General features: G+C 58.3%; 17 protein-coding genes, 3 tRNA genes and 2 pseudogenes. 18 read left to right on the top strand and 4 right to left on the bottom strand.

From position 1 onward, the window contains the following. Positions 1 to 6 precede the first annotated feature (6 nt). The 6 genes from GWQ22_RS11015 to GWQ22_RS10990 all read left to right on the top strand — a co-directional run bounded on the left by GWQ22_RS11015 (position 7) and on the right by GWQ22_RS10990 (position 7,178). Positions 7 to 1,929: a methyl-accepting chemotaxis protein gene (locus tag GWQ22_RS11015; RefSeq protein ID WP_275930327.1), complete on the top strand. Its 1,923-nt coding sequence runs from the start codon at positions 7 to 9 to the stop codon at positions 1,927 to 1,929. A gap of 12 nt (positions 1,930 to 1,941) precedes the next feature. Next, positions 1,942 to 2,496, top strand: coding sequence for a chemotaxis protein CheW (locus tag GWQ22_RS11010; RefSeq protein WP_275930326.1), 555 nt, complete (start codon positions 1,942 to 1,944; stop codon positions 2,494 to 2,496). 90 nt (positions 2,497 to 2,586) lie between these two features. Then, on the top strand, positions 2,587 to 4,758 hold the full coding sequence (locus GWQ22_RS11005; protein ID WP_275930325.1) for a methyl-accepting chemotaxis protein: 2,172 nt from the start codon (positions 2,587 to 2,589) through the stop codon (positions 4,756 to 4,758). A gap of 61 nt (positions 4,759 to 4,819) precedes the next feature. Continuing rightward, complete coding sequence (locus GWQ22_RS11000) at positions 4,820 to 5,623, top strand: protein-glutamate O-methyltransferase CheR (protein ID WP_275930324.1); 804 nt, start codon at positions 4,820 to 4,822, stop codon at positions 5,621 to 5,623. A gap of 10 nt (positions 5,624 to 5,633) precedes the next feature. Then, on the top strand, positions 5,634 to 6,104 hold the full coding sequence (cheD, locus tag GWQ22_RS10995; RefSeq protein ID WP_275930323.1) for a chemoreceptor glutamine deamidase CheD: 471 nt from the start codon (positions 5,634 to 5,636) through the stop codon (positions 6,102 to 6,104). A gap of 12 nt (positions 6,105 to 6,116) precedes the next feature. Next, positions 6,117 to 7,178 carry a chemotaxis response regulator protein-glutamate methylesterase gene (locus tag GWQ22_RS10990; RefSeq protein ID WP_042034993.1) on the top strand — a complete coding sequence of 354 codons (1,062 nt, stop codon included), beginning with the start codon at positions 6,117 to 6,119 and terminating at the stop codon, positions 7,176 to 7,178. Positions 7,179 to 7,264: 86 nt separating this feature from the next. On the opposite strand, the pseudogene GWQ22_RS21880 reads toward GWQ22_RS10990, so the two are convergent. Beyond that, positions 7,265 to 7,416: pseudogene (locus GWQ22_RS21880) on the bottom strand (cysteine desulfurase-like protein); the annotation flags it as partial. Positions 7,417 to 7,763: 347 nt separating this feature from the next. Here GWQ22_RS21880 and GWQ22_RS10985 point away from each other — a divergent pair. The 4 genes from GWQ22_RS10985 to GWQ22_RS10970 all read left to right on the top strand — a co-directional run bounded on the left by GWQ22_RS10985 (position 7,764) and on the right by GWQ22_RS10970 (position 8,518). Beyond that, a tRNA-Tyr gene (locus GWQ22_RS10985) sits at positions 7,764 to 7,848 on the top strand. A gap of 39 nt (positions 7,849 to 7,887) precedes the next feature. After that, positions 7,888 to 7,972 (top strand) — tRNA-Tyr (locus tag GWQ22_RS10980). Positions 7,973 to 8,016: 44 nt separating this feature from the next. Next, positions 8,017 to 8,101 (top strand) — tRNA-Tyr (locus tag GWQ22_RS10975). Positions 8,102 to 8,239: 138 nt separating this feature from the next. After that, entirely contained in the window at positions 8,240 to 8,518 is a 279-nt protein-coding gene (locus GWQ22_RS10970) for a hypothetical protein (RefSeq protein ID WP_108537434.1), read from the top strand. A gap of 9 nt (positions 8,519 to 8,527) precedes the next feature. Here GWQ22_RS10970 and GWQ22_RS10965 read toward each other — a convergent pair whose 3' ends face one another. After that, positions 8,528 to 8,749, bottom strand: coding sequence for a hypothetical protein (locus GWQ22_RS10965; RefSeq protein ID WP_345893637.1), 222 nt, complete (start codon positions 8,747 to 8,749; stop codon positions 8,528 to 8,530). Between GWQ22_RS10965 and GWQ22_RS10960 the strand changes: the two are divergent. The 3 genes and pseudogenes from GWQ22_RS10960 to GWQ22_RS10950 all read left to right on the top strand — a co-directional run. After that, positions 8,694 to 8,860: pseudogene (locus GWQ22_RS10960) on the top strand (diguanylate phosphodiesterase); the annotation flags it as partial. The gene GWQ22_RS10965 and the pseudogene GWQ22_RS10960 overlap by 56 nt on opposite strands. A gap of 239 nt (positions 8,861 to 9,099) precedes the next feature. Then, positions 9,100 to 10,461 carry a tRNA 5-hydroxyuridine modification protein YegQ gene (yegQ, locus tag GWQ22_RS10955; RefSeq protein ID WP_275930322.1) on the top strand — a complete coding sequence of 454 codons (1,362 nt, stop codon included), beginning with the start codon at positions 9,100 to 9,102 and terminating at the stop codon, positions 10,459 to 10,461. A 1-nt stretch (position 10,462) separates the two neighbouring features. Further along, complete coding sequence (locus tag GWQ22_RS10950) at positions 10,463 to 10,711, top strand: YfhL family 4Fe-4S dicluster ferredoxin (RefSeq protein ID WP_096120054.1); 249 nt, start codon at positions 10,463 to 10,465, stop codon at positions 10,709 to 10,711. Positions 10,712 to 10,778: 67 nt separating this feature from the next. On the opposite strand, the gene alr is transcribed toward GWQ22_RS10950, so the two are convergent. Both alr and dnaB read right to left on the bottom strand, forming a co-directional pair. After that, a complete protein-coding gene (gene alr, locus GWQ22_RS10945; RefSeq protein WP_275930321.1) occupies positions 10,779 to 11,852 on the bottom strand; it encodes an alanine racemase in 1,074 nt (357 codons plus the stop codon). Positions 11,853 to 12,014: 162 nt separating this feature from the next. Then, positions 12,015 to 13,409 carry a replicative DNA helicase gene (gene dnaB / locus GWQ22_RS10940; protein ID WP_042034999.1) on the bottom strand — a complete coding sequence of 465 codons (1,395 nt, stop codon included), beginning with the start codon at positions 13,407 to 13,409 and terminating at the stop codon, positions 12,015 to 12,017. A gap of 442 nt (positions 13,410 to 13,851) precedes the next feature. Here dnaB and GWQ22_RS10935 point away from each other — a divergent pair, with 442 nt between their 5' ends. The 5 genes from GWQ22_RS10935 (at position 13,852) to GWQ22_RS10915 (ending at position 19,434) form a co-directional block, all read left to right on the top strand. After that, positions 13,852 to 14,706 (top strand): Tim44-like domain-containing protein, encoded by an 855-nt coding sequence (locus tag GWQ22_RS10935; RefSeq protein ID WP_275930320.1) that lies wholly within the window; start codon positions 13,852 to 13,854, stop codon positions 14,704 to 14,706. A gap of 193 nt (positions 14,707 to 14,899) precedes the next feature. Further along, a complete protein-coding gene (locus tag GWQ22_RS10930; protein ID WP_275930319.1) occupies positions 14,900 to 16,441 on the top strand; it encodes an EAL domain-containing protein in 1,542 nt (513 codons plus the stop codon). A 243-nt stretch (positions 16,442 to 16,684) separates the two neighbouring features. Then, on the top strand, positions 16,685 to 18,523 hold the full coding sequence (locus GWQ22_RS10925; protein ID WP_275930318.1) for a 5'-nucleotidase C-terminal domain-containing protein: 1,839 nt from the start codon (positions 16,685 to 16,687) through the stop codon (positions 18,521 to 18,523). Positions 18,524 to 18,609: 86 nt separating this feature from the next. Beyond that, positions 18,610 to 18,948 carry a DUF2956 domain-containing protein gene (locus tag GWQ22_RS10920; RefSeq protein WP_212513781.1) on the top strand — a complete coding sequence of 113 codons (339 nt, stop codon included), beginning with the start codon at positions 18,610 to 18,612 and terminating at the stop codon, positions 18,946 to 18,948. A gap of 150 nt (positions 18,949 to 19,098) precedes the next feature. Beyond that, a complete protein-coding gene (locus GWQ22_RS10915; RefSeq protein ID WP_042035006.1) occupies positions 19,099 to 19,434 on the top strand; it encodes a hypothetical protein in 336 nt (111 codons plus the stop codon). Positions 19,435 to 19,745: the final 311 nt, after the last annotated feature.

Here is a 19,745-nt window from a genome sequence, read left to right as displayed (position 1 = left end):
CCCATTATGTTCAGAAACTCCACCATTAAAATGCGACTCACCATCCTGCTCTGCCTACTATGCCTGCTGCTACTAGGCGTTGGCGGGCTAGGACTCTACAACATGCAGAGCAGCAACCAGGGCCTGCAACGGGTTTATAACGACCGTGTGGTGCCGCTCAAACAGCTGAAAACCATCTCAGACAACTACGCCGTCGCCGTCATCGACAACGTCAACAAGGCCAATGTGGGCCTCATCAGCGCCGAAGAGGCATTGCAACAGGTCCAGCGGGCCCAGCAGCAGATCAAGCAAGAGTGGCAGCATTATCAGTCCACCAAGCTGACCGCAGCCGAGCAGAAACTATCGGCTGAGGCGGGCACCCTGTTCAACGCGGCGGATCGCGATATCACCAGACTGGAGCAGTTTCTAGCGACCCAGCACGGAGTCATCGCCGGTACCCTCAATGATTTTGACGGCAAGCTTTACAGCTCTATCGATCCCATCGGCAACAAGATAACGGAGCTGGTCACTCTGCAACTCGATGTGGCCAAAGCCGAATATGAGCAGGCTCAATCCTGGTACGACGCCATGCTGCTCACCATGATGGTAGTGGTCACGGCAGGGATAATGGCGGCGGCCTGGCTTGGTATAGTGCTCATCCGCAGCATCATTGCCCCCATCAATCAGGCGCTACAGGTGGCCAACCATCTGGCGGAGGGGAACCTCGACGTCACCATCACCATAGGAGCCAACGATGAAGCGGGTCAACTCTTGATGGCCATGCAGAATATGGTCAACAAGCTGACAGCACTCATCAACGACATAGAAACCCTGGTCACCGCCGCCGTCGAGCAAGGGGATTTCAGCTACAAGATAGCGCTGGACAATCGGCAGGGTTATACCAAACGCTTGTCCGAGCTGCTGAACCGCTTGTCCAACGTCACAGATACCAGCCTCAAGGATGTCATGCGCATCGCCACCGCCCTGTCGCGGGGGGATCTCACCCAAAAGATTGATCAGCCCTACCCGGGGATTTTTGGTCAGACCAAAGATGGTCTCAACAGTACCATAGACGCCTTGACAGCCATAATCGAAGAGGTACGCAACGCCGCTGACAACCTCACCAATGCCTCCAGCCAAGTCAGCACCACGGCCCAGTCCCTGAGTCAGGCCACCAGTGAACAGGCAGCGAGCGTGGAAGAAACCAGCGCCTCCATCGAGCAGATGAGTGCCAGCATCAACCAGAACACCGACAACGCCAAGGTGACCGACAACATGGCGAGCAGCGCCGTCCTCGAAGCGACCGAAGGGGGTCACTCGGTACAGCAAACCGTGGCGGCGATGCAACAGATAGCCCGCAAAGTCAGCATTATCGATGACATCGCCTACCAGACCAACCTGCTGGCGCTCAATGCCGCCATAGAGGCGGCTCGCGCCGGTGAACATGGCAAGGGCTTTGCGGTAGTGGCCGCCGAGGTACGCAAATTGGCTGAACGCAGCCAGATTGCGGCTCAGGAGATAGGGGAACTATCCTCCAGCAGCGTCGATACCGCAGAGAAAGCGGGCAGTCTGCTCGACAAGATAGTGCCTTCCATTCGCAAGACATCCGACCTGGTCCAGGAGATCAATGCTGCGTCCGGCGAGCAGGCCAGCGCGGCTAACCAGATCAGCATGGCCATGAACCAGCTCAATCAGGTGACCCAGCAGAACGCGGCCAGCAGCGAGGAACTGGCCGCCACCGCCGAGGAGATGAGCTCCCAGGCCAACGAGCTGCAGCAGACCATGGACTTCTTCTCGCTGGATAACCTGGTCAGGCCCTCAAAACTCAGCGAGGGTACGCACAGGGGAGCATCCCCCAGAGGCTCGTTTGTCATGCCCGCCCACCACCCGCTGCACGGCAACACGGTACCTCAACCCCAGGTTGATGAAGCCGATTTTGTCCGCTTTTAACCGGAGAGACTCATGAGCATGTCAACCGAAGTGGTCCCACAGCCAGTCACACTGGCTCATGACAATCAGGGCGATGCCCAGTATCTGACCTTCCTGATCAAGGGTGAGATGTTTGCCATCAACATTCTCGGGGTCAAAGAAATCATCGAATACGGCAACATCACTCCCATCCCCATGATGCCCAGCTTCATCCGCGGCGTGATCAACCTCAGGGGGGCAGTGGTCTCGGTGGTGGACCTCAACGCTCGCTTTGGCAATGCCCCCTCCAGCATCACCCGCCGTAGTTGCATCGTCATCATCGAAGGGATGCACCCGGATGATCCCGAGCACGGCAATCAGGACATTGGGGTCGTGGTGGATTCGGTCTCGGAAGTGCTGACCATTCCCTGCAACGAGATAGAGCCACCGCCCAGTTTTGGCGCCCGCATCCGGGCCGATTTCATCAGCGGTATGGGCAAGGTGAATGGCAAGTTCGTCATCCTCATCAATACCGAGAAGGTGCTCTCCATCGACGAGATGACACAACTAAGTGAACTGACCCAGCAGCAGGAACGGCTGCTGGAATAGAAACAGCCAACGCCATAACCCAAACATCAACAACAACGAGAGTGTCGCTCACACCACACAGCAATGACATGTCGCACAAGGATCAGGCCCATGACTCAATCATTCTTTGGCAATCTCTTCGGCAACGGTAGCGCTCATACCTTGCAACAAGCACAACTGACCCAGTTGATCGGGGCTACTCGCACTATTTCGCAGGGGATCGCGCAGGGTGAACAGCCGTTCCTGCTGGAACTGGGCACACTGGATGGCCCGCTGCGGGAACTCTGTCAGGAGTTCAACCAGGTAATCACGCTGCTGGGCCAGCGGCTCAACAGCGGGCTGGCGGCCATCAGCGCCAACCAAGCCCTGTATGACGAGAACCTGCGGGTGCGCAAGGCTCTGGATGGTGCCTCGACCAATGTGATGATCGCCGATACCAACCTCGACATCGTCTACATGAATGAAGCCGTGCTCGCCATGCTGGGGCAGGCGGAGTCCGACATCCGCAAGGATCTGCCCAACTTCGATACCAGACAGCTGATGGGCAAGAATATAGACACCTTTCACAAGGATCCGTCCCACCAGCGCAGCATGCTGGCCAAGCTGGACAAAACCTACCGCACGCAGATCTCGGTCGGTGGCCGCATCTTCTCCCTGATCGCCAACCCTGTCTTCAACGATAGCGGAGAGCGGCTCGGTTCAGTGGTGGAGTGGGCAGATCGCACCAAGGAGATCGCCATCGAAAATGAGGTGAAAGCGGCCAACGCGGCGGCCAAACTCGCCGCCGCCGAAAGCCTGCGAGTCAAGAGAGCACTGGATGGCGCCAGTACCAACGTGATGATTGCCGACACAGATTTGAACATCATCTACATGAACGAATCGGTCAAGGAGATGCTTAGCCTGGCCGAGTCCGACATCAGGAAGGATCTCTTTAGCTTCAATTCGTCCACCCTGATGGGGGCCAACATCGACAGTTTTCACAAGAATCCTGGCCATCAGCGCAGCATGCTGGCCAAGCTGAGCAATACCTACAAGACCCAGATCCTGCTCGGTGGCCGCACCTTCTCGCTCATTGCCAACCCAGTGTTCAGCGATGATGGCGAGCGGCTGGGCTCCGTGGTCGAGTGGTCTGATCGCACCAAGGAGGTCGCGATCGAGCGGGAGATGTCGGAGATTGTGCAGGCGGTGATCAACGGGGAGCTGCACAAACGCATGGATCTGGTGGGCAAGAGTGGTTTCTTCCAGACCCTGGGGGAAGGCATCAACCGCATCGCAGAGGTGATAGACACCAGTCTCAACGACGTGATCCGGGTGGTGCAATGCCTGGCTCGGGGAGACCTGACCCAAACGATCGTGGCCGACTACCCCGGGGTATTTGGCACGACCAAGGACTCCCTCAACCAAACCATCATCTCGCTGACCAACATAGTGACCGAGGTGCGGAGCTCGTCCGATAACCTCTCCAGTGCCTCGGAACAAGTCAGCGCCACCGCCCAATCTATCAGTCAGTCGAGCAGTGAGCAGGCATCCAGCATGGAGGAGACCAGCGCCTCCATCGAGCAGATGAGTGCCAGCATCAACCAGAACACAGACAACGCTCAGGTCACGGATGGCATGGCCAGCAAGGCGGCCAAGGAGGCCGTGGAAGGCGGTGAAGCAGTCAAGCTCACGGTCGATGCCATGAAACAGATCGCCAAACGAATCGGCATCATTGATGACATCGCCTACCAGACCAATCTATTGGCCCTCAACGCCGCCATCGAAGCCGCCCGTGCGGGGGATCACGGCAAGGGCTTTGCGGTGGTCGCCGCCGAGGTCCGCAAACTGGCGGAGCGCAGCCAAGTGGCGGCTCAGGAGATAGGCGAGCTGGCCTCCAGCAGCGTCGACATGGCGGAAAAAGCGGGCCGCCTGCTCGATCAGATGGTGCCCTCCATCAACAAGACTTCGGATCTGGTACAGGAGATCAGCGCGGCCTCCGCCGAACAATCCACCGGCGTTAGCCAGATCAACATCGCCATGAACCAGCTAAGCCAGGTGACCCAGCAGAATGCATCCTGCAGCGAGCAGCTGGCGGCCACAGCAGAGGAGATGAGCAGCCAGGCCGAGCAACTGCAACTGGCCATGGAGTTCTTTACCCTGGAGCAACACAAGGGCGGCACGGGTCACAAAACCACAACCCCCCGGGCTGCAACCCGAGGACGTTTCATCACCGACGGCAATGGACAAGATGGCTTCAATGGTTCCCCTCGCCCCCACAACGACGCTGATTTTGTTCGGTTCTAAGCAAGGTAGCGGGTGAGCATGGCTCACCCGCTACGCCCCGATCACCACAGGGAGTCAGGTCGTGTATCAGACCCAGTTGCATGATGATGAATTTACACAGTTTCAACGCTGGCTCCACCAAACGGCGGGCATCGATCTGTCACCGGCGAAGAAGGCGCTGGTCGCCAGCCGGCTGTCAAAACGGCTCTGTCACTACGAACTGGAGAGCTACGGCGACTATTTCAGCCTGATCATGAATAACCGGGGGGCTGAGCTGCAAATCGCACTGGACCTGCTCACCACCAACGAGACCTACTTTTTCCGGGAACCAAAGCACTTCGAGTTTCTCAGCGAAAAGGTGCTGGCACGGCTGCCAAAAGAGCGGGCGGTGCGCATCTGGAGCGCGGCCAGCTCATCCGGCGAAGAGCCTTACAGTCTGGCCATGACGCTGGCTGACACCTTGAGCCAGGGCAACTGGGAGGTGATAGCCTCGGATATTTCGACCCGGGTGCTGGAGCAGGCCAGATCGGGGCAATATCCCATCGAGAGGGCCCATAATATTCCGCTCTCCTTCCTGATGAAGTACTGCCTGAAGGGCGTCGGTTTTCAGGAGGGTACCTTCATCATCGACCGTAAGCTCAGGGACAAGGTGCAATTTCATCACATCAACCTGAATCAGGAGCTGCCTGACATTGGTATGTTCGACATCATTCTGATCCGCAATGTGATGATCTATTTCAATCGGGAAACCAAGGGGCAGGTGCTACAGCGCCTGGTACCACGCTTGAAGAAGGGAGGCTATCTCATCGTCAGCCATGCAGAGAGCCTGAACGGCCTGCCCCACGGTTTGCAACTGGTATCACCCTCCATCTATCTGAAACCCTGAGGGTTTCAAAATGAAAGAGATAGTGCTGCAACCGGGAGAGTTCTTTTTTGGTCAGGATAACACCATCATCCGCACCCATCTTGGCTCCTGCGTGGCCATTACCATGTGGCATCCGGAACGGAAACGGGGTGGCATGTGCCACTACATGCTGCCAAGCCGTGGTCACAACGATGACGTGCTGGATGGCCGCTATGCAGATGAGGCAATCCAGTTGTTTATCAATGAAATAAGCAAGTACCCCGCCCCCATTCACGAATACGAGGTCAAGTTGTTCGGCGGCGGAAACATGTTTATCGAACAGCAGACACTCAACACCATGAATGTGGCAATTAAAAACATCAAGGCGGCCTGGCAACTGACTCAGCACCTGGGACTGTCGATCAAGGCCCACCATCTCGGACATGCAGGACACAGAAGCCTGATTTTTGAACTGACCAACGGCAATGTCTGGGTACGCCACCACCGGCTGCCTCATCGTTAAGGGAACTGGGCTATGAAACAGATCAAGGTCATGCTGGTGGATGACTCCGCCGTGGTCAGGCAGGTATTACAGGCCATTCTGGAACAGGAACCGGATATCAAGGTGATTGCCACCGCGTCTGACCCGCTGTTTGCACTGGAGAAACTGAAAAAAGAGTGGCCCGACGTGATAGTGCTGGATGTGGAGATGCCGCGCATGGATGGCATCACCTTCCTCACCAAGATCATGGCCGAGCACCCGACCCCTGTGGTGATCTGCTCTTCCCTGACCGAGAAGGGGGCGGAAACCACGCTGCAGGCCATGGCTGCCGGCGCAGTGGACATCATCACCAAACCCACTGTCGGGCTCAAAAATTTTCTGCAGGAGTCGGCGCAAGCGCTGGCCATGGCAGTGCGTGCCGCCGCCCAGGCCAATGTCAAACGACTGGGCAAGGCGCCTTTGGCCACTGTCGCCGCCAAACTCAATGCCGACGCCATCATGCCCGCAGCCAGCCCGCATGCCATGGCCCAGACCACGGAGCGGATCGTGGCAATCGGCACCTCTACCGGCGGCACCCAGGCACTGGAAGCCGTGCTGACGACGCTGCCTCGCGTCTGTCCCGGCATCGTCATAGTGCAACACATGCCGGAGAAATTTACCGCCTCCTTCGCCGAGCGACTCAACAACCTGTGCCAGATAGAAGTACGGGAAGCAAAGAGCAATGACAGGGTCATTCCGGGTCTGGCGCTCATAGCGCCGGGGGGCAAGCACATGCTGCTCAAGCGCAGCGGGGCCTACTATCACGTCGATGTGATCGATGGCCCTCTCATCAACCGTCACCGCCCTTCGGTGGACGTGCTGTTTCGCTCTGTGGCCAAATTTGCCGGTGGCAATGCCACCGGCATCATCATGACGGGAATGGGGGATGATGGTGCTCGCGGGCTAAGAGAAATGCTGGAGGCGGGCGCCAACACCTTTGCCCAGGATGAGACCTCCTGCGTGGTATTCGGCATGCCCAAGGAGGCCATCAAGCTCGGGGCTGTCCGCCACATACTGCCGCTGCAGGACATTCACCACGCGATAGTGGGCCGCTAGCTGCACTTGCACATCAGCCAGTACATAGAAGTAGCCGGCCCAGCTGCATACCTGATGCTGGCCAAAATACTCGGCCATCTCGGTCTGAAGTGGCCGAGATAGTCGGTCATGGCCGTGATCACGGCATGATGAATCTGAACGCTACCCTTACCGTCGAAAAAGATGGGATCTTGCCATCAAGCAGTTGATTGAGGGCGAGAAACTGGCCGCGCAACACAGCGATATCGAGAGCCTGCATATGAAGAACCCACCGTCCACCTTATCATTTTAACAAAATAGTGAGAGTAAGATGCGGTAGCCGCAATCTCCATCCGTGAACCAGTCAACCATCACAGTGACAAGATGAGGTCATATTTTCAGTATAAAATGCTGAAGTTCGGTGCAGAACCCACCTGCCTCATCAGTACCTGCCGGCACGGGTCTCTCGCCATATTCATGCTGGGAATCGATATAGAAGTCGTTGATAAGGATGAAAAATGAGCGAAATATATCAAAAAATGACCGGCTAGCACTTTTTTGTCGCCAGATATCACCAGAAGGGGTTCACAAAGCTGCCGGATCTGATAGTATGCGCCTCGCACTTGGGGAGGGGTTCCCGAGCGGCCAAAGGGATCAGACTGTAAATCTGACGGCTCTGCCTTCGAAGGTTCGAATCCTTCTCCCTCCACCATTCAAGTGCAAAAGTAGTGACAATCAGGAAATACCCCGTGGAGGGGTTCCCGAGCGGCCAAAGGGATCAGACTGTAAATCTGACGGCTCTGCCTTCGAAGGTTCGAATCCTTCTCCCTCCACCATTTTCCCGATTGAAATGGCTGAATAACCTATGCTTTACCCCTGTGGAGGGGTTCCCGAGCGGCCAAAGGGATCAGACTGTAAATCTGACGGCTCTGCCTTCGAAGGTTCGAATCCTTCTCCCTCCACCATCCTTTAGAAGACCCGGCCTAGCGCCGGGTTTTTGCTTTGTAAAAATGACTCCATTTGGCACTGTCAGATCTGACAATTGCATAACCTGAGCTTTTTGGAAACAGTAGTGCTCACACAGTTCGGAGCCATGGATAACCATGTTTGAAATTTGGGATGAGGCAGGACAGGCAAGCGACTTGACGCTACCACAATTGCAGCAACGGCTGACCAGTTATCGAGGCGAAGTCATGGTGCGCTACACCAATCGCATAGGACTGCCGACGACCCTGTTCCTGACTGTCGATCAGGGGTTGGCCTATCAGCGCTTCAAAGCGGACAGGCCCCTGCTCGACTGGGCCTGGCTGGCACAAGCCGTGCACGCGACCGACCCGGGCAGGGAACCCATGCTCTCCTATCTAGACGCCGTCTCCCGCTGATATCCCCTTTCAAGACCGGGCAAACAACCCGGTCAGCTCATCGACTATCTGCTGTAACAGAGCCCTGAAATCCGCCAACTCGGCTTCACACTGCCCGGCTCCCTCCCTGCGGATCTTCTCCTCCAGATGCCATGCTTGCTGCACCAGATCGCGCACCATCATCATGGATGATGGTGCCAGCCTGACGATGCACCCATCGCGGCGGATGCTGGCCGGTCTGGTGGAATACATGCAGCGACTCGGTATGAAGGGGGTCGAGACACTGCAACATATCGAATCGGCCGTGACTACCAGCAGGGCTACGCCTACGCCATGCCCTCCCCCCTCTCTCGCTGGGCCTGATCGGACCCTGACATTCCTCACGGCTCGCGCCGGCAACCATTGCCTGTCAAATTGCATGATGGCGTGGGGGCGAGTACAATCTCGCACCCCGTATATCAGGTGCATCCCATGCAATCTTGCATAATGATGTACACCATCGGGTAGTTGTGTCGCGAGCGCCGTCTCGTACCACGGCTCAACCAATCCGGCGCCATCAGGTGGCGCCGTCCTGATTTGCAATCAGATACTAAGAGTCCAACATGTTCAGACCAGAATTGCTCTCCCCCGCCGGAACCCTCAAGAATATGCGTTACGCCTATGCCTATGGCGCCGACGCCGTCTATGCGGGCCAGCCGCGTTACAGCCTGCGGGTACGCAACAACGAATTCGATCACGAGAATCTACAGCTCGGCATTAACGAAGCCCATGCGCTGGGCAAGCAGTTCTATGTGGTGGCCAACATCCAGCCCCACAACTCCAAGCTCAAGACCTTCATCCGCGACATGCGTCCCGTGGTGGAAATGAATCCGGATGCGCTGATCATGTCAGACCCGGGCCTCATCATGATGATGCGCGAAGCCTTCCCGGAGATGCCCATCCACCTCTCCGTTCAGGCCAACGCAGTCAACTGGGCCACGGTGAAGTTCTGGCATCAGATGGGCCTGACCCGTGCCATCCTCTCCCGCGAGCTGTCCCTGGACGAGATCGAAGAGATCCGCATGCAAGTACCGGAGATGGAGCTGGAAGTCTTCGTCCACGGCGCCCTGTGCATGGCCTACTCCGGCCGCTGCCTGCTCTCCGGTTATATCAACAAGCGCGACCCCAATCAGGGCACCTGCACCAACTCCTGCCGCTGGGAGTACAAGGTGCACGAGGGCAAGGAAGATGACGTGGGCCAGATAGTCCACCGTCAGGAGCCCATCGCAGTTCGCCCGGACAACACTCTGGGGCTCGGCAAGCCGAGCGACGCACTGGTGCTGCTGGAAGAGTCCAACCGTCCGGGTGAATACATGACGGCGTTCGAGGATGAGCACGGCACCTACATCATGAACTCCAAGGACTTGCGCGCCGTCGAGCACGTCGAGCGCCTGACCAAAATGGGCGTGCATTCGCTGAAAATTGAAGGCCGCACCAAGTCCTTCTACTACTGCGCCCGCACCGCTCAGGTCTATCGCAAGGCCATCGACGATGCGGTCGCCGGTCGTCCGTTCGATCCTACCCTGATGGGCACCCTCGAGAACCTGGCTCACCGTGGCTATACCGAAGGCTTCCTGCGCCGTCACAACCACAGCGAGTACCAGAACTACGACTACGGCTACTCCGTCTCCGACACCCAGCAGTTCGTCGGCGAGATCACGGGTCGCCAGGGCGACATGGTGGAAGTGGAAGTGAAGAACAAGTTCCTAGTGGGCAACAGCCTGGAACTGATGACACCGCAGGGCAACGTCAGCTTCAACCTGGAGCAGATGCAGAACCGCAAGGGCGAGCTCATTGACACAGCGCCGGGCAACGGTCACGTGGTCTATGTGCCTGTTCCTAAAGAGATCGACATCAACTACGGCATACTGCTGCGCAACCTCGGCGATCGCCAGGACACCCGTCAGCCGCACTCGGCGGCCTGATATGTCCCTGCTCATCACCGACAAGTGCATCAACTGTGACATGTGCGATCCCGAGTGTCCGAACCAGGCCATCAGCTTGGGGGAGGAGATCTACGAGATAGACCCCAGTCGCTGTACCGAGTGCGTCGGTCACTATGAGAAGCCGACCTGCATCAGCGTCTGCCCCATCGATTGCATCATCTGGGATCCCGCCCACGTGGAAACCGAAGATCAGTTGCTGGAGAAGTTTGTGCGGATGCACAGGCAGTAAAACTCCTGCAGACAGTTGTAAAGAAGCCCCGCATGCGGGGCTTCTTTACGTTTGGTGCTTGCCGTGCCTAGACGTATTCCATAAAGACCCGGGAGGTGAGCTTGGTGATGAGTTCGTAGGGAATGGTGCCAATCTCGTCGGCAACCCGCTCCACCGGCAGCCCCTCACCCCAGAGCACGGCTTCGTCACCGGCCTTGTCAGTAGCGCCCGGCCCCAGATCCACTGTGGTCATGTCCATGGAGACGCGGCCCACCAGCGGCACTATGCGGCCATTGACCAGCACAGAGGTACCGTTGGGCGCCATGCGCGGATAACCATCGCCGTAACCGATGGCAATCACACCGAGCCGGGTATCACGCTCAGAAACCCAGTTGGCACCGTAACCTACCGGCTCACCCGCCTTGTGATCTCGCACCGCGATGAGCTGGGTCTTGAGGGTCATCACAGGTTGCAGGTCGTAATCCGCCGCCACCGAATGGGGGAAGGGGGATACGCCATAGAGGATGACACCGGGACGGATCCAGTCACAGTGGGAGTCCGGCCAGGCCAGGATCCCCGCCGAGTTGGCCATGGCCCGCTCACCCAGCAGCGGCGCCGTCAGACGGCTGAAGAGATCAATCTGCTCGCGGGTGGTGGATTGATCGAGCTCATCGGAGCGGCTGAAGTGGGTCATGATGTTGAACGGTTGCACCACATTCTTGCACTTGGCGAGACGTGCGATAAAGGCGGGCATCTCATCGCTGCGCACCCCGAGGCGGTGCATGCCGGTGTCGAGCTTGAGCCAGGCCACCACGGGGGCAGGCAGTTCGACCTGCTCCAGCGCTTCGAGCTGCTCCCAGGTGTGGACCGCTGTCTGCAGGTTGTTGGCCGCCAGCACCGGCAGATCATCGGCCGAGAAGAAGCCTTCCAGCAGCACTATCGGTTTGACCACGGCGCAGGAGCGCAACATCAGTGCCTCTTCGATGCGAGCCACGGCATACGCGTCGGCATCCACCAGGGTGCGGGCGACCGGCAGCAGGCCATGGCCATAGGCGTTGGCCTTGACCACTGCGATGATCTTGCAATCGGGGGCATGCCGTTTGACCACGGCGAGGTTGTGGCGCAGGGCCGCTGTATTGATTTGGGCAATTGCCGCTTTCATCTGTTTTCCCTTACGAGGGCATGATGGCACGTGAATGCGCCAGGCACCGTGTGGTGTCAGCCCTTAATTGTCATCGTCTAAGGCCGGACCGGCATAATTGTCGAACCGGGAAAACTGTTTCAGGAACCGGAGACGGCACCCACACAAGCGCCATCCCCCGGATTAGTAGTCATCATCAAACGCAGGACCGGCATAATTATCGAACCGGGAGAACTGACCCTGGAAGGTGAGGCGCACTCGCCCGATGGGGCCGTTACGCTGCTTGCCGATGATGATCTCGGCAATCCCCTTGTCAGGACTGTCATCGTGATACACCTCATCACGGTAGATAAACATGATCAAATCCGCGTCCTGCTCGATGGAGCCGGATTCACGCAGATCCGAGTTGACCGGACGCTTGTCAGCGCGCTGTTCCAGGCTTCGGTTGAGCTGAGAGAGCGCCACCACGGGGCACTGCAGCTCTTTTGCCAAGGCCTTGAGGGATCGGGAGATTTCACCTATCTCCAGGGTCCGGTTATCGGAGAGTGCGGGCACCCGCATCAGCTGCAGGTAGTCGATCATGATCATGGATAGGCCGCCGTGCTCACGGGCAATGCGGCGCGCACGGGAGCGCACGTCGGTCGGGGTGAGGCCGGAGGCGTCATCGATATACATCTTGCCCTTCTCGAGCAGCAGCCCCATGGTGGAGGAGAGGCGCGCCCAGTCTTCGTCGTCGAGCTGACCGGTTCGCACCTTGGTCTGGTCGATACGCCCGACCGAGGCGAGCATACGCATGATGATCTGCTCGGAGGGCATCTCCAGCGAGAAGATGAGTACCGGCTTCTCGGCGGTGAGCGCTGCATGCTCGCACAGGTTCATGGCAAACGTGGTCTTGCCCATGGAGGGACGGGCCGCCACGATGATTAGATCCGAGCGCTGCAAACCTGCCGTCATTTTGTCGAGATCCCCATAACCGCTCGATACCCCGGTCACGCCGTTGTGCGGGGTCTTGAACAGCTCTTCAATCTTGTCGACCGTCTGCTCGAGGATCAGCTTGAGCGGCTGCGGCCCCTCGTTGGCGCTGGTGCGCTGCTCGGCGATCTGGAACACCTTGCTCTCGGCCAGATCGAGCAGATCGCCCGAAGTGCGTCCCTGCGGCTCATAGCCTGCTTCGACTATCTCGTTGGCGACCGAGATCATCTCCCGCACGACCGCACGCTCACGCACGATTTCGGCGTAGGCGTTGATGTTGGCGGCACTTGGGGTGTTCTTGGCGATCTCCACCAGATAGGCGAAGCCACCGGACTCTTCCAGCTGCTCCGAGCGTTCCAGCTCCTCTTGCAGCGTGATGAGATCGATGGGGTTACCCACATTGGAGAGGCGGGTCATGGCCTGGAAGATCAGCCGGTGCGGACGGCTGTAGAAATCCTTGTCGATCACCCGTTCGGCGACCCGATCCCAGGCGTCGTTATCCAGCATCAGGCCGCCCAGTACGGACTGCTCGGCCTCAAAAGAGTGGGGAGGAACTTTCAGCTGTTGTGTCTTGGCGTCTTTTTTCGCCGTCACTTGCTCTGCCATACACATAAAAACCGCAGCGGGAAGGGGACGGGAATTTTACAAAAGAAACCCCGCCATCGCGAGTGCTAATGCACGCTATTCACCTCTGTCTGGTGCAACCCTCCTCCTGATGGTAGCTGGCACCACTTGCCGATGAACTATGCCAGGGGCTCACCCCCGCCTCATACCATGATAAAGGGCCAGACCAGGATCTGGTCATGGGGCTTGGCTCTCGCCTTGTTGCGCAACTTGCGCTCCTTGCGGCTCGGTCGTCGACTTTTCATTGCGCTTCTCCTCTGATGCCCCCGATCGGGACAATCTGTTCATGAATAATTCATGACAAGCATGTTAATCATAGTCGCAAGCTGCAATACAACGCGGGACAGGCAGCCTGCCATGCGCCTCGCTGAGCTTGCCAAAGCAGAGCATGCCCCACCCACTGATGAGAGTGAAAAGAGTCAAAATGAAAAAAATGCTGACCCTGTTTGCCGTGATCCTGGCCATTGGCCTGGGGGCACCCATGGCCGAAGCCAAAAAGTTTGGCGGCGGTAAATCCTTTGGCAAGAACTACAAGACAGCTCCGGCCCAGCCGGCGGCCAAGCCCGTCGACAGCAAGAACCCGACGGTCGGGGCTCAGGCCGCACCGAAGAAGGGTGGCATGATGGGCGGCCTGCTCGGCGGCCTGCTGGCCGGTGGTCTGTTCGCCTACCTGCTGGGTAGCGGTGCATTCGAAGGTCTGCAAGGCATGGACATGCTGCTGATCGCCGCCCTGGCGCTGGGCGCCGTCTTCTTGTTCCGTGCCATGCGCAGAAGCAAGGCGGTCTCGCCCCAGCCACAGGCAGCCTACGCCGGCTATCAGCCGCCATCGGCCGCCCCCCAGCAGTTCGAGCAGAGCAACAGTGCGCCGCAAGCGACCGGCTTTGCCGACAGCGACGTGCCCTTCCGTCTGCCGCCAGGTTTTGACATGAACGGTTTCCTGTCAGGTGCCCGTGATCACTACCGCACCCTGCAAGAATCCTGGAATAAAAACGATCTGGAAAAGGTACGCGAGTACGTGAGCCCCGAGCTGTTCGAACAGCTCAAAGCTGAACGTGCCGAGCTGACCGGTGAGCAGCATACCGAAGTCATGTATGTGGATACCCAGCTGGTGCGTGCCGACTACGGCAGCGACTGGGCCCAGGTCAGCGTGCGCTTCAGCGGCCGCTACATGGATCGCCAGGAGCAGGTCGAGGAGGACATCAAGGAGGTGTGGCACCTCGAGCGCAACCTGGCCAAGGACAATGCACCTTGGCACATAGTCGGCATCGAGCAGCTGTAAGCACTCCCTTGTCTACGATGACAACAGAGGCGGCCCTGGGCCGCCTCTGTTATTTTTGAGTCCCCATCTCCCCTCTCCGCCTCCCTCCCCCGGGCCCCTGCCATTGACACCCATGGTGGCTATGAGAATGATGGCTGATTGTGTAGTATGACCGACCTTTTTTGTTCAATTTCCGTTCACTGAGGCGTGGTCCATGGCTCTCTCTTTTCTGCGTCGCAGCAACATGCCTCGTCTGCTGGCCAGCCTGCTGTGCTGCGTCTCGTTGATCTTCATCTCCCTCGCCACCCTCTACTGGCAAGCCTGGTCTCTGACTCGCCAGCAAGCCCAGAATGCCACCGAGCGCGCCATGGTGCAGATCGACAGCGCCCTGCACCACTCGATCCTGGCGGCAAGGGCCGCCCTGCCACTGGCGACCAGGCCCTGTGTCGAGGTTGCCCGCGAGCTGCGGGTGCTGGTCGCCACCTCCCCCTATGTGCGCTCGGTCAACCTCTCCCGCCACGGCCGCCTCTACTGCTCCTCCATCTTCGACGAGATAGACCTGAGCAATGAGCTGCAAGACGGCCCGCAAGAGCGGTTCAAGCTCACCGCCGTCACCAGGCTCGGGAACAAGCCCTCGCTGCTGTTCTATCACCTGAATGAAGGAGATCATTCGGTGCTGGTCGCCATCAACCCTTATCACCTGAGCAACCCCTTGCAGTGGAGGCTCGCCGGAGCCCATAGCTGGGTGCAGATCGGCGACCAGTGGCTCGACGTCAAGGGCAAGATCCACGACGGCCAGCCCCCAAGATTGCGGGGATTCAACTATCGGCTCAACTCGGCAGCATTCGACTACAGCCTCAACCAAGGGTTCCCCTTGCATGCCGTGCTGGCCCTACCCCTGCAAACGCAGGGCTCCATCATCATCTTGATCCTGACGCTGGGAGGCCTGGCCGGCCTCGCCACCTATCGCTGGTGGAGCCATATCTCGACCCCGACCCTGGAACTCAAGCGCGCCATCATCAAGCAGGAGTTCGTCCCCTATCTGCAACCCATTGTCTTCAGCAAGAGTGGACAGCTGCATGGCTGCGAGGTGTTGATGCGCTGGCAACACCACCGCCAGGGGCTGATCCGGCCTGATCTCTTCATCCCACTGGCAGAGGAGAGCGGCCTCATCATACTCATGACCCAGACCCTGATGCAGCAGGTACGCCTGCAGTTCGCCCCCCATGCGGCGCAGCTACCTACCCGCTTTCACTTCAGCTTCAACATCTGCGCCCAACACTGTCAGGATCTGAGCCTGATCGATGACTGCCGCACCTTCCTCGCCGCCTTCGCCGACAATCCGATCACGCTGGTGCTGGAGCTGACCGAACGGGAGCTGATCCCCCCCTGCCAGCTGACCGACCAGCTGTTTGGCGAACTGCGGCAGATGGGGGTCAAGATAGGGCTGGACGACTTTGGCACCGGCCATTCCAGTCTCACCTATCTGCAGCAGTTCCACGTGGATTATCTCAAGATCGATCAGAGCTTCGTCGCCATGATAGGTACCAATGCCCTCTCCCGCCATATTCTGGACAGCACCATCAGCCTGGCCACCCGGCTGGGGCTGGAGACCATAGCCGAAGGGGTCGAGACCCAGGAGCAGGCGGACTTTCTGACCGAGCGTAACGTCCACTACCTGCAGGGCTATCTCTATGGCCGCCCGCTGACCCCGGCGCAGTTTCTGCGACTGCTGCCCGCCATCACCACCGAGTAAGCGGCCCGGCACTGCCTGATCCCCTGATACCGTCAGCCCCAGATACGGCGATATGACATTTGTCATTAGTCTGTGGTCATGGCATTACGCAATATCGCAAACGTTTGCTTATTTATTAAATGTGCAGTAGCTCAAAGGAATCGGCTCTCTTTATTTCCAATTATTGCGTTTTGCCTAGAATCGCCACACTCCTGTCATGCGGGAACGATATACAGGACAATAACAACAAGAGGATGATTACCGATGAAGAAGACGCTACTGGCCGTCACCGTCTCTATTACCCTGTTCGGGCTGACCGCCTGCAATTCAGAAAACAGCAGCAAGGAACATATTCCGCTGGATCTGACCATTGCCCACATCAATGATACCCACGCCCACCTGGACCCGACCGAAAATGCGCTGGCCATCCAGCCCACCGGCCAGGAGTTGTTCAAATTCTACGCCCAGCTGGGCGGCTATCCCCGCCTGAAGTTCAAGCTGGACGAGCTGCGCAGCCAAGCTGCCAATGAAGGCCGCAACTTCATGGTGCTCAACGGCGGCGATGCCTTCCAGGGCACCCTCTACTTCACCCAGTTCAAGGGGGAAGAGGAGTCTCGCCTGCTCTCCGACATGGGCATAGATGCCATGGTGCTGGGCAACCACGAATTTGATTTGGGCAATCAGGCCATTAAAGATTTCGCCTCACGGGTGAATTTCCCTGTATTGGCTTCCAACATGGTGAAATCCAGTAGCGCCACCCTGAAAGACAGTGAAAATATTCATGAATATGTCATTAAGGAAATAAATGGCGAGAGCGTGGGTATTTTCGGGCTGGTGCTGGAAAATATGCATGATATCTCTTCACCGGATACCGATACCCAATTCCTGCCGATGATTGAGACCGCCCAAAAAATGGTCGACACCCTCAAGTCAAAAGGCGCCAACAAAATCATCATGGTCACCCATATCGGTCTGCAAAATGACCAGGCCGTCGCCAAGGCGGTCAATGGTATCGACCTGATTGTCGGTGGTCACTCCCAGACCTTCCTCGGCGACATTAACGAGATCAACACCATAGGCTACACCGCCCACAACCAGAATCCGGACGACGACAACACCTATGCCCAGCTGGTGAGCAACCCAGACGGTGGCAAGACCTGTATCGTGCAGGCCGGTGAATGGGCCAAAGGCTATGGCCTGGTCAACGTCTCCCTGAGCAAGGAAGGCCAGATCACCAAGTGTGAGGGTCGCAACACCCTGATGACGGGCGATGATTTCACCAAGGGCGTGGCCAAGAAGAAAGAGCCCCTGAGCGGCAGCGAGCAGACCAACGTGGTCGATTTCATCACCAAGTCACCCGTCATCGAAATCGTGCCGGAAAACACCGCCATGCGCGATGTGATCGACACCGAGTACAAACCGGTCGTGGCCGCGCTCGAGGCCAAGATCATCGCCGATGTGCCGACCCCGTTGCCCCATGTGCGCGTGCCGACCACCCCGAATGGCGCGGGTCTTATCGATCCTCTGGTGGCCGAATCCCTCTACTGGAAGCTCAACAAGCTCAATACCAAGGTCGACTTCACCATCCAGAACGCCGGTGGTGTGCGCACTGATGTGAATGCGGGCCCGCTCTCCGTCGGTTACGTGATGGGCACCTTGCTGCCGTTTGGCAACAAAATCGCAGCCTTCAACCTCAAGGGCAAGGACGTGCGCGCCACCCTGGAGTACGCCGTTGACTATTCCATCGGCCACGAGACAGGGATCGGCGCCTCCAGCGGCGCTTTCCCTTACGTCGGCCACCTGAGCTACACCTATGACGGCAAACAGCCCAAGGGTTCCCGCATCACCAAGCTGGAGCTGCTGGACGCCAACGACCAGTGGCAGCCGCTGGACGACGACCAGGTGTACCGTGTCGGTGCCAACACCTATATCGCCTCCGGCAAGGATGGCTACAGTGGTCTGCTCAAGCGTGAAGAGCTGCCCAACAAGGGTGACTATGTCGACTCCGGCGTCGGTGAGAACGAGATGTTCATGGAGTACGCCGAGTCCCTGGGCACCCTTAATCCGCTGCCCTATGCGACCGTGACCTACTACAAGCCCTGATCCGGCTCACAACCTGCTACAACGGCGCCTGAGGGCGCCGTTTTTATGGCATACTCCCCGCCAATCGATGCCGAGGAGACCCTTTGATGGCGAAGTACGACAAAATATCCCCAGAGACCCAGCAGGATGCGCTGAAGATCGCCCGCGCCAATCAGAAGCCGGGACAGACCAAGGAGCAGACCCAGCTGATCGCCCAAGGGATCCAGAAAGGCATAGACGAGTACAAGAAACAGATGAAGGCACGGGCCCGGGAGGCCAGTCGCCAGAAGAAGTTGCAGAGCAAGGCAAAGCCGCAACCGCAAGCCGACCAGGTAGAGGAGAGCGAGATCGAGCTGATTGAGGTCTCCCGCCAGCATCCTCTGCCCTGGATCCTCTTGCTGCTGAGCTGGCTGGGCATTGCCGCCGCTTGGTTCTGGTTGCGTTGATCCCCTGATGGCAAGGTTTTGCCCAGGCTCTCCTTCCAAGCTTTAACCCGCGCCACGGCTTTTCGCCGGCCAGGGCTGATTTCATCCCGCCGGCTCTGTGCTATGGCTGAACCCCAACCCCACTTACCCACCGTCTGGAGAACACCAACCATGAACCCGGCTCCGCTCTATCTGCTGGCACCTCTGGTGCTGTTTATCGTGACCCTGGTGCTCTATCGCATCTCGCCGCTGCGCGCCGTTGCCGCCGGCAGCGCCCGCTGGTTTATTCTGCCGGCCTTCACCCTCTTCATCCTGCTGATCATCATCAATGGTGCGGCAGACCCGAGCCTGCGCAACCCGGCCTTTCACTGGCTGATGCCGGGGCTCGGCTTTGCCTTGAGTCTGTTTCCGGCCCTGCCCAAGGCGCTGGTGCCGCGCCTCGCCATCAAGGAGGGGGCCTTTGCCGCCCTCGGCCTGATGCTGATGAGCCTGGCCATGGTCTACTGACCGGCTGACAACGGGTGTTGGCATGACTCAAGGGGCACTCTGTGACGGGTGCCCCTTGTGCAAATAGTGGCCTGCAGGCATCTTGGTGACAGGATCGCCAGCAAGGAGGCCAAATGGACAATCCGCCCGATTTCATGGCGCAGTGGGATTATCGGGATCCCGCCGCCAGCGCCCTGCGTTTTAAGTAAGCGCCGTTAAATCGACCTACTTGCCTTTACCGTATTGCGCCACTTTTTTTGCAATCGGCTCCAGCGGGACGTTCCATGGCAGCAGGGCTTCGAGCTTTTCCAGGGTATCGGCCTCGCCAATCC

Source organism: Aeromonas sp. 1HA1, assembly GCF_029237385.1.
Classification (GTDB): domain Bacteria; phylum Pseudomonadota; class Gammaproteobacteria; order Enterobacterales; family Aeromonadaceae; genus Aeromonas; species Aeromonas popoffii.
Note: the sequence above shows the minus strand (reverse complement) of the source record. Positions and strands in the feature narration are given on the sequence as shown.

What these genes read in the sequence shown, in the direction of transcription:
- GWQ22_RS10930 (WP_275930319.1), top strand. Translation starts at nt 14,900, where the DNA reads ATGGCTCTCTCTTTTCTGCGTCGCAGCAACATGCCTCGTCTGCTGGCC.
- GWQ22_RS10920 (WP_212513781.1), top strand. Translation starts at nt 18,610, where the DNA reads ATGGCGAAGTACGACAAAATATCCCCAGAGACCCAGCAGGATGCGCTG.
- GWQ22_RS10950 (WP_096120054.1), top strand. Translation starts at nt 10,463, where the DNA reads ATGTCCCTGCTCATCACCGACAAGTGCATCAACTGTGACATGTGCGAT.
- cheD (WP_275930323.1), top strand. Translation starts at nt 5,634, where the DNA reads ATGAAAGAGATAGTGCTGCAACCGGGAGAGTTCTTTTTTGGTCAGGAT.
- dnaB (WP_042034999.1), bottom strand. Translation starts at nt 13,409, where the DNA reads ATGGCAGAGCAAGTGACGGCGAAAAAAGACGCCAAGACACAACAGCTG.
- GWQ22_RS10935 (WP_275930320.1), top strand. Translation starts at nt 13,852, where the DNA reads ATGAAAAAAATGCTGACCCTGTTTGCCGTGATCCTGGCCATTGGCCTG.
- GWQ22_RS10915 (WP_042035006.1), top strand. Translation starts at nt 19,099, where the DNA reads ATGAACCCGGCTCCGCTCTATCTGCTGGCACCTCTGGTGCTGTTTATC.
- GWQ22_RS10970 (WP_108537434.1), top strand. Translation starts at nt 8,240, where the DNA reads ATGTTTGAAATTTGGGATGAGGCAGGACAGGCAAGCGACTTGACGCTA.
- GWQ22_RS10990 (WP_042034993.1), top strand. Translation starts at nt 6,117, where the DNA reads ATGAAACAGATCAAGGTCATGCTGGTGGATGACTCCGCCGTGGTCAGG.
- yegQ (WP_275930322.1), top strand. Translation starts at nt 9,100, where the DNA reads ATGTTCAGACCAGAATTGCTCTCCCCCGCCGGAACCCTCAAGAATATG.
- GWQ22_RS10925 (WP_275930318.1), top strand. Translation starts at nt 16,685, where the DNA reads ATGAAGAAGACGCTACTGGCCGTCACCGTCTCTATTACCCTGTTCGGG.
- GWQ22_RS11005 (WP_275930325.1), top strand. Translation starts at nt 2,587, where the DNA reads ATGACTCAATCATTCTTTGGCAATCTCTTCGGCAACGGTAGCGCTCAT.
- GWQ22_RS11010 (WP_275930326.1), top strand. Translation starts at nt 1,942, where the DNA reads ATGAGCATGTCAACCGAAGTGGTCCCACAGCCAGTCACACTGGCTCAT.
- GWQ22_RS10965 (WP_345893637.1), bottom strand. Translation starts at nt 8,749, where the DNA reads ATGTATTCCACCAGACCGGCCAGCATCCGCCGCGATGGGTGCATCGTC.
- alr (WP_275930321.1), bottom strand. Translation starts at nt 11,852, where the DNA reads ATGAAAGCGGCAATTGCCCAAATCAATACAGCGGCCCTGCGCCACAAC.
- GWQ22_RS11015 (WP_275930327.1), top strand. Translation starts at nt 7, where the DNA reads ATGTTCAGAAACTCCACCATTAAAATGCGACTCACCATCCTGCTCTGC.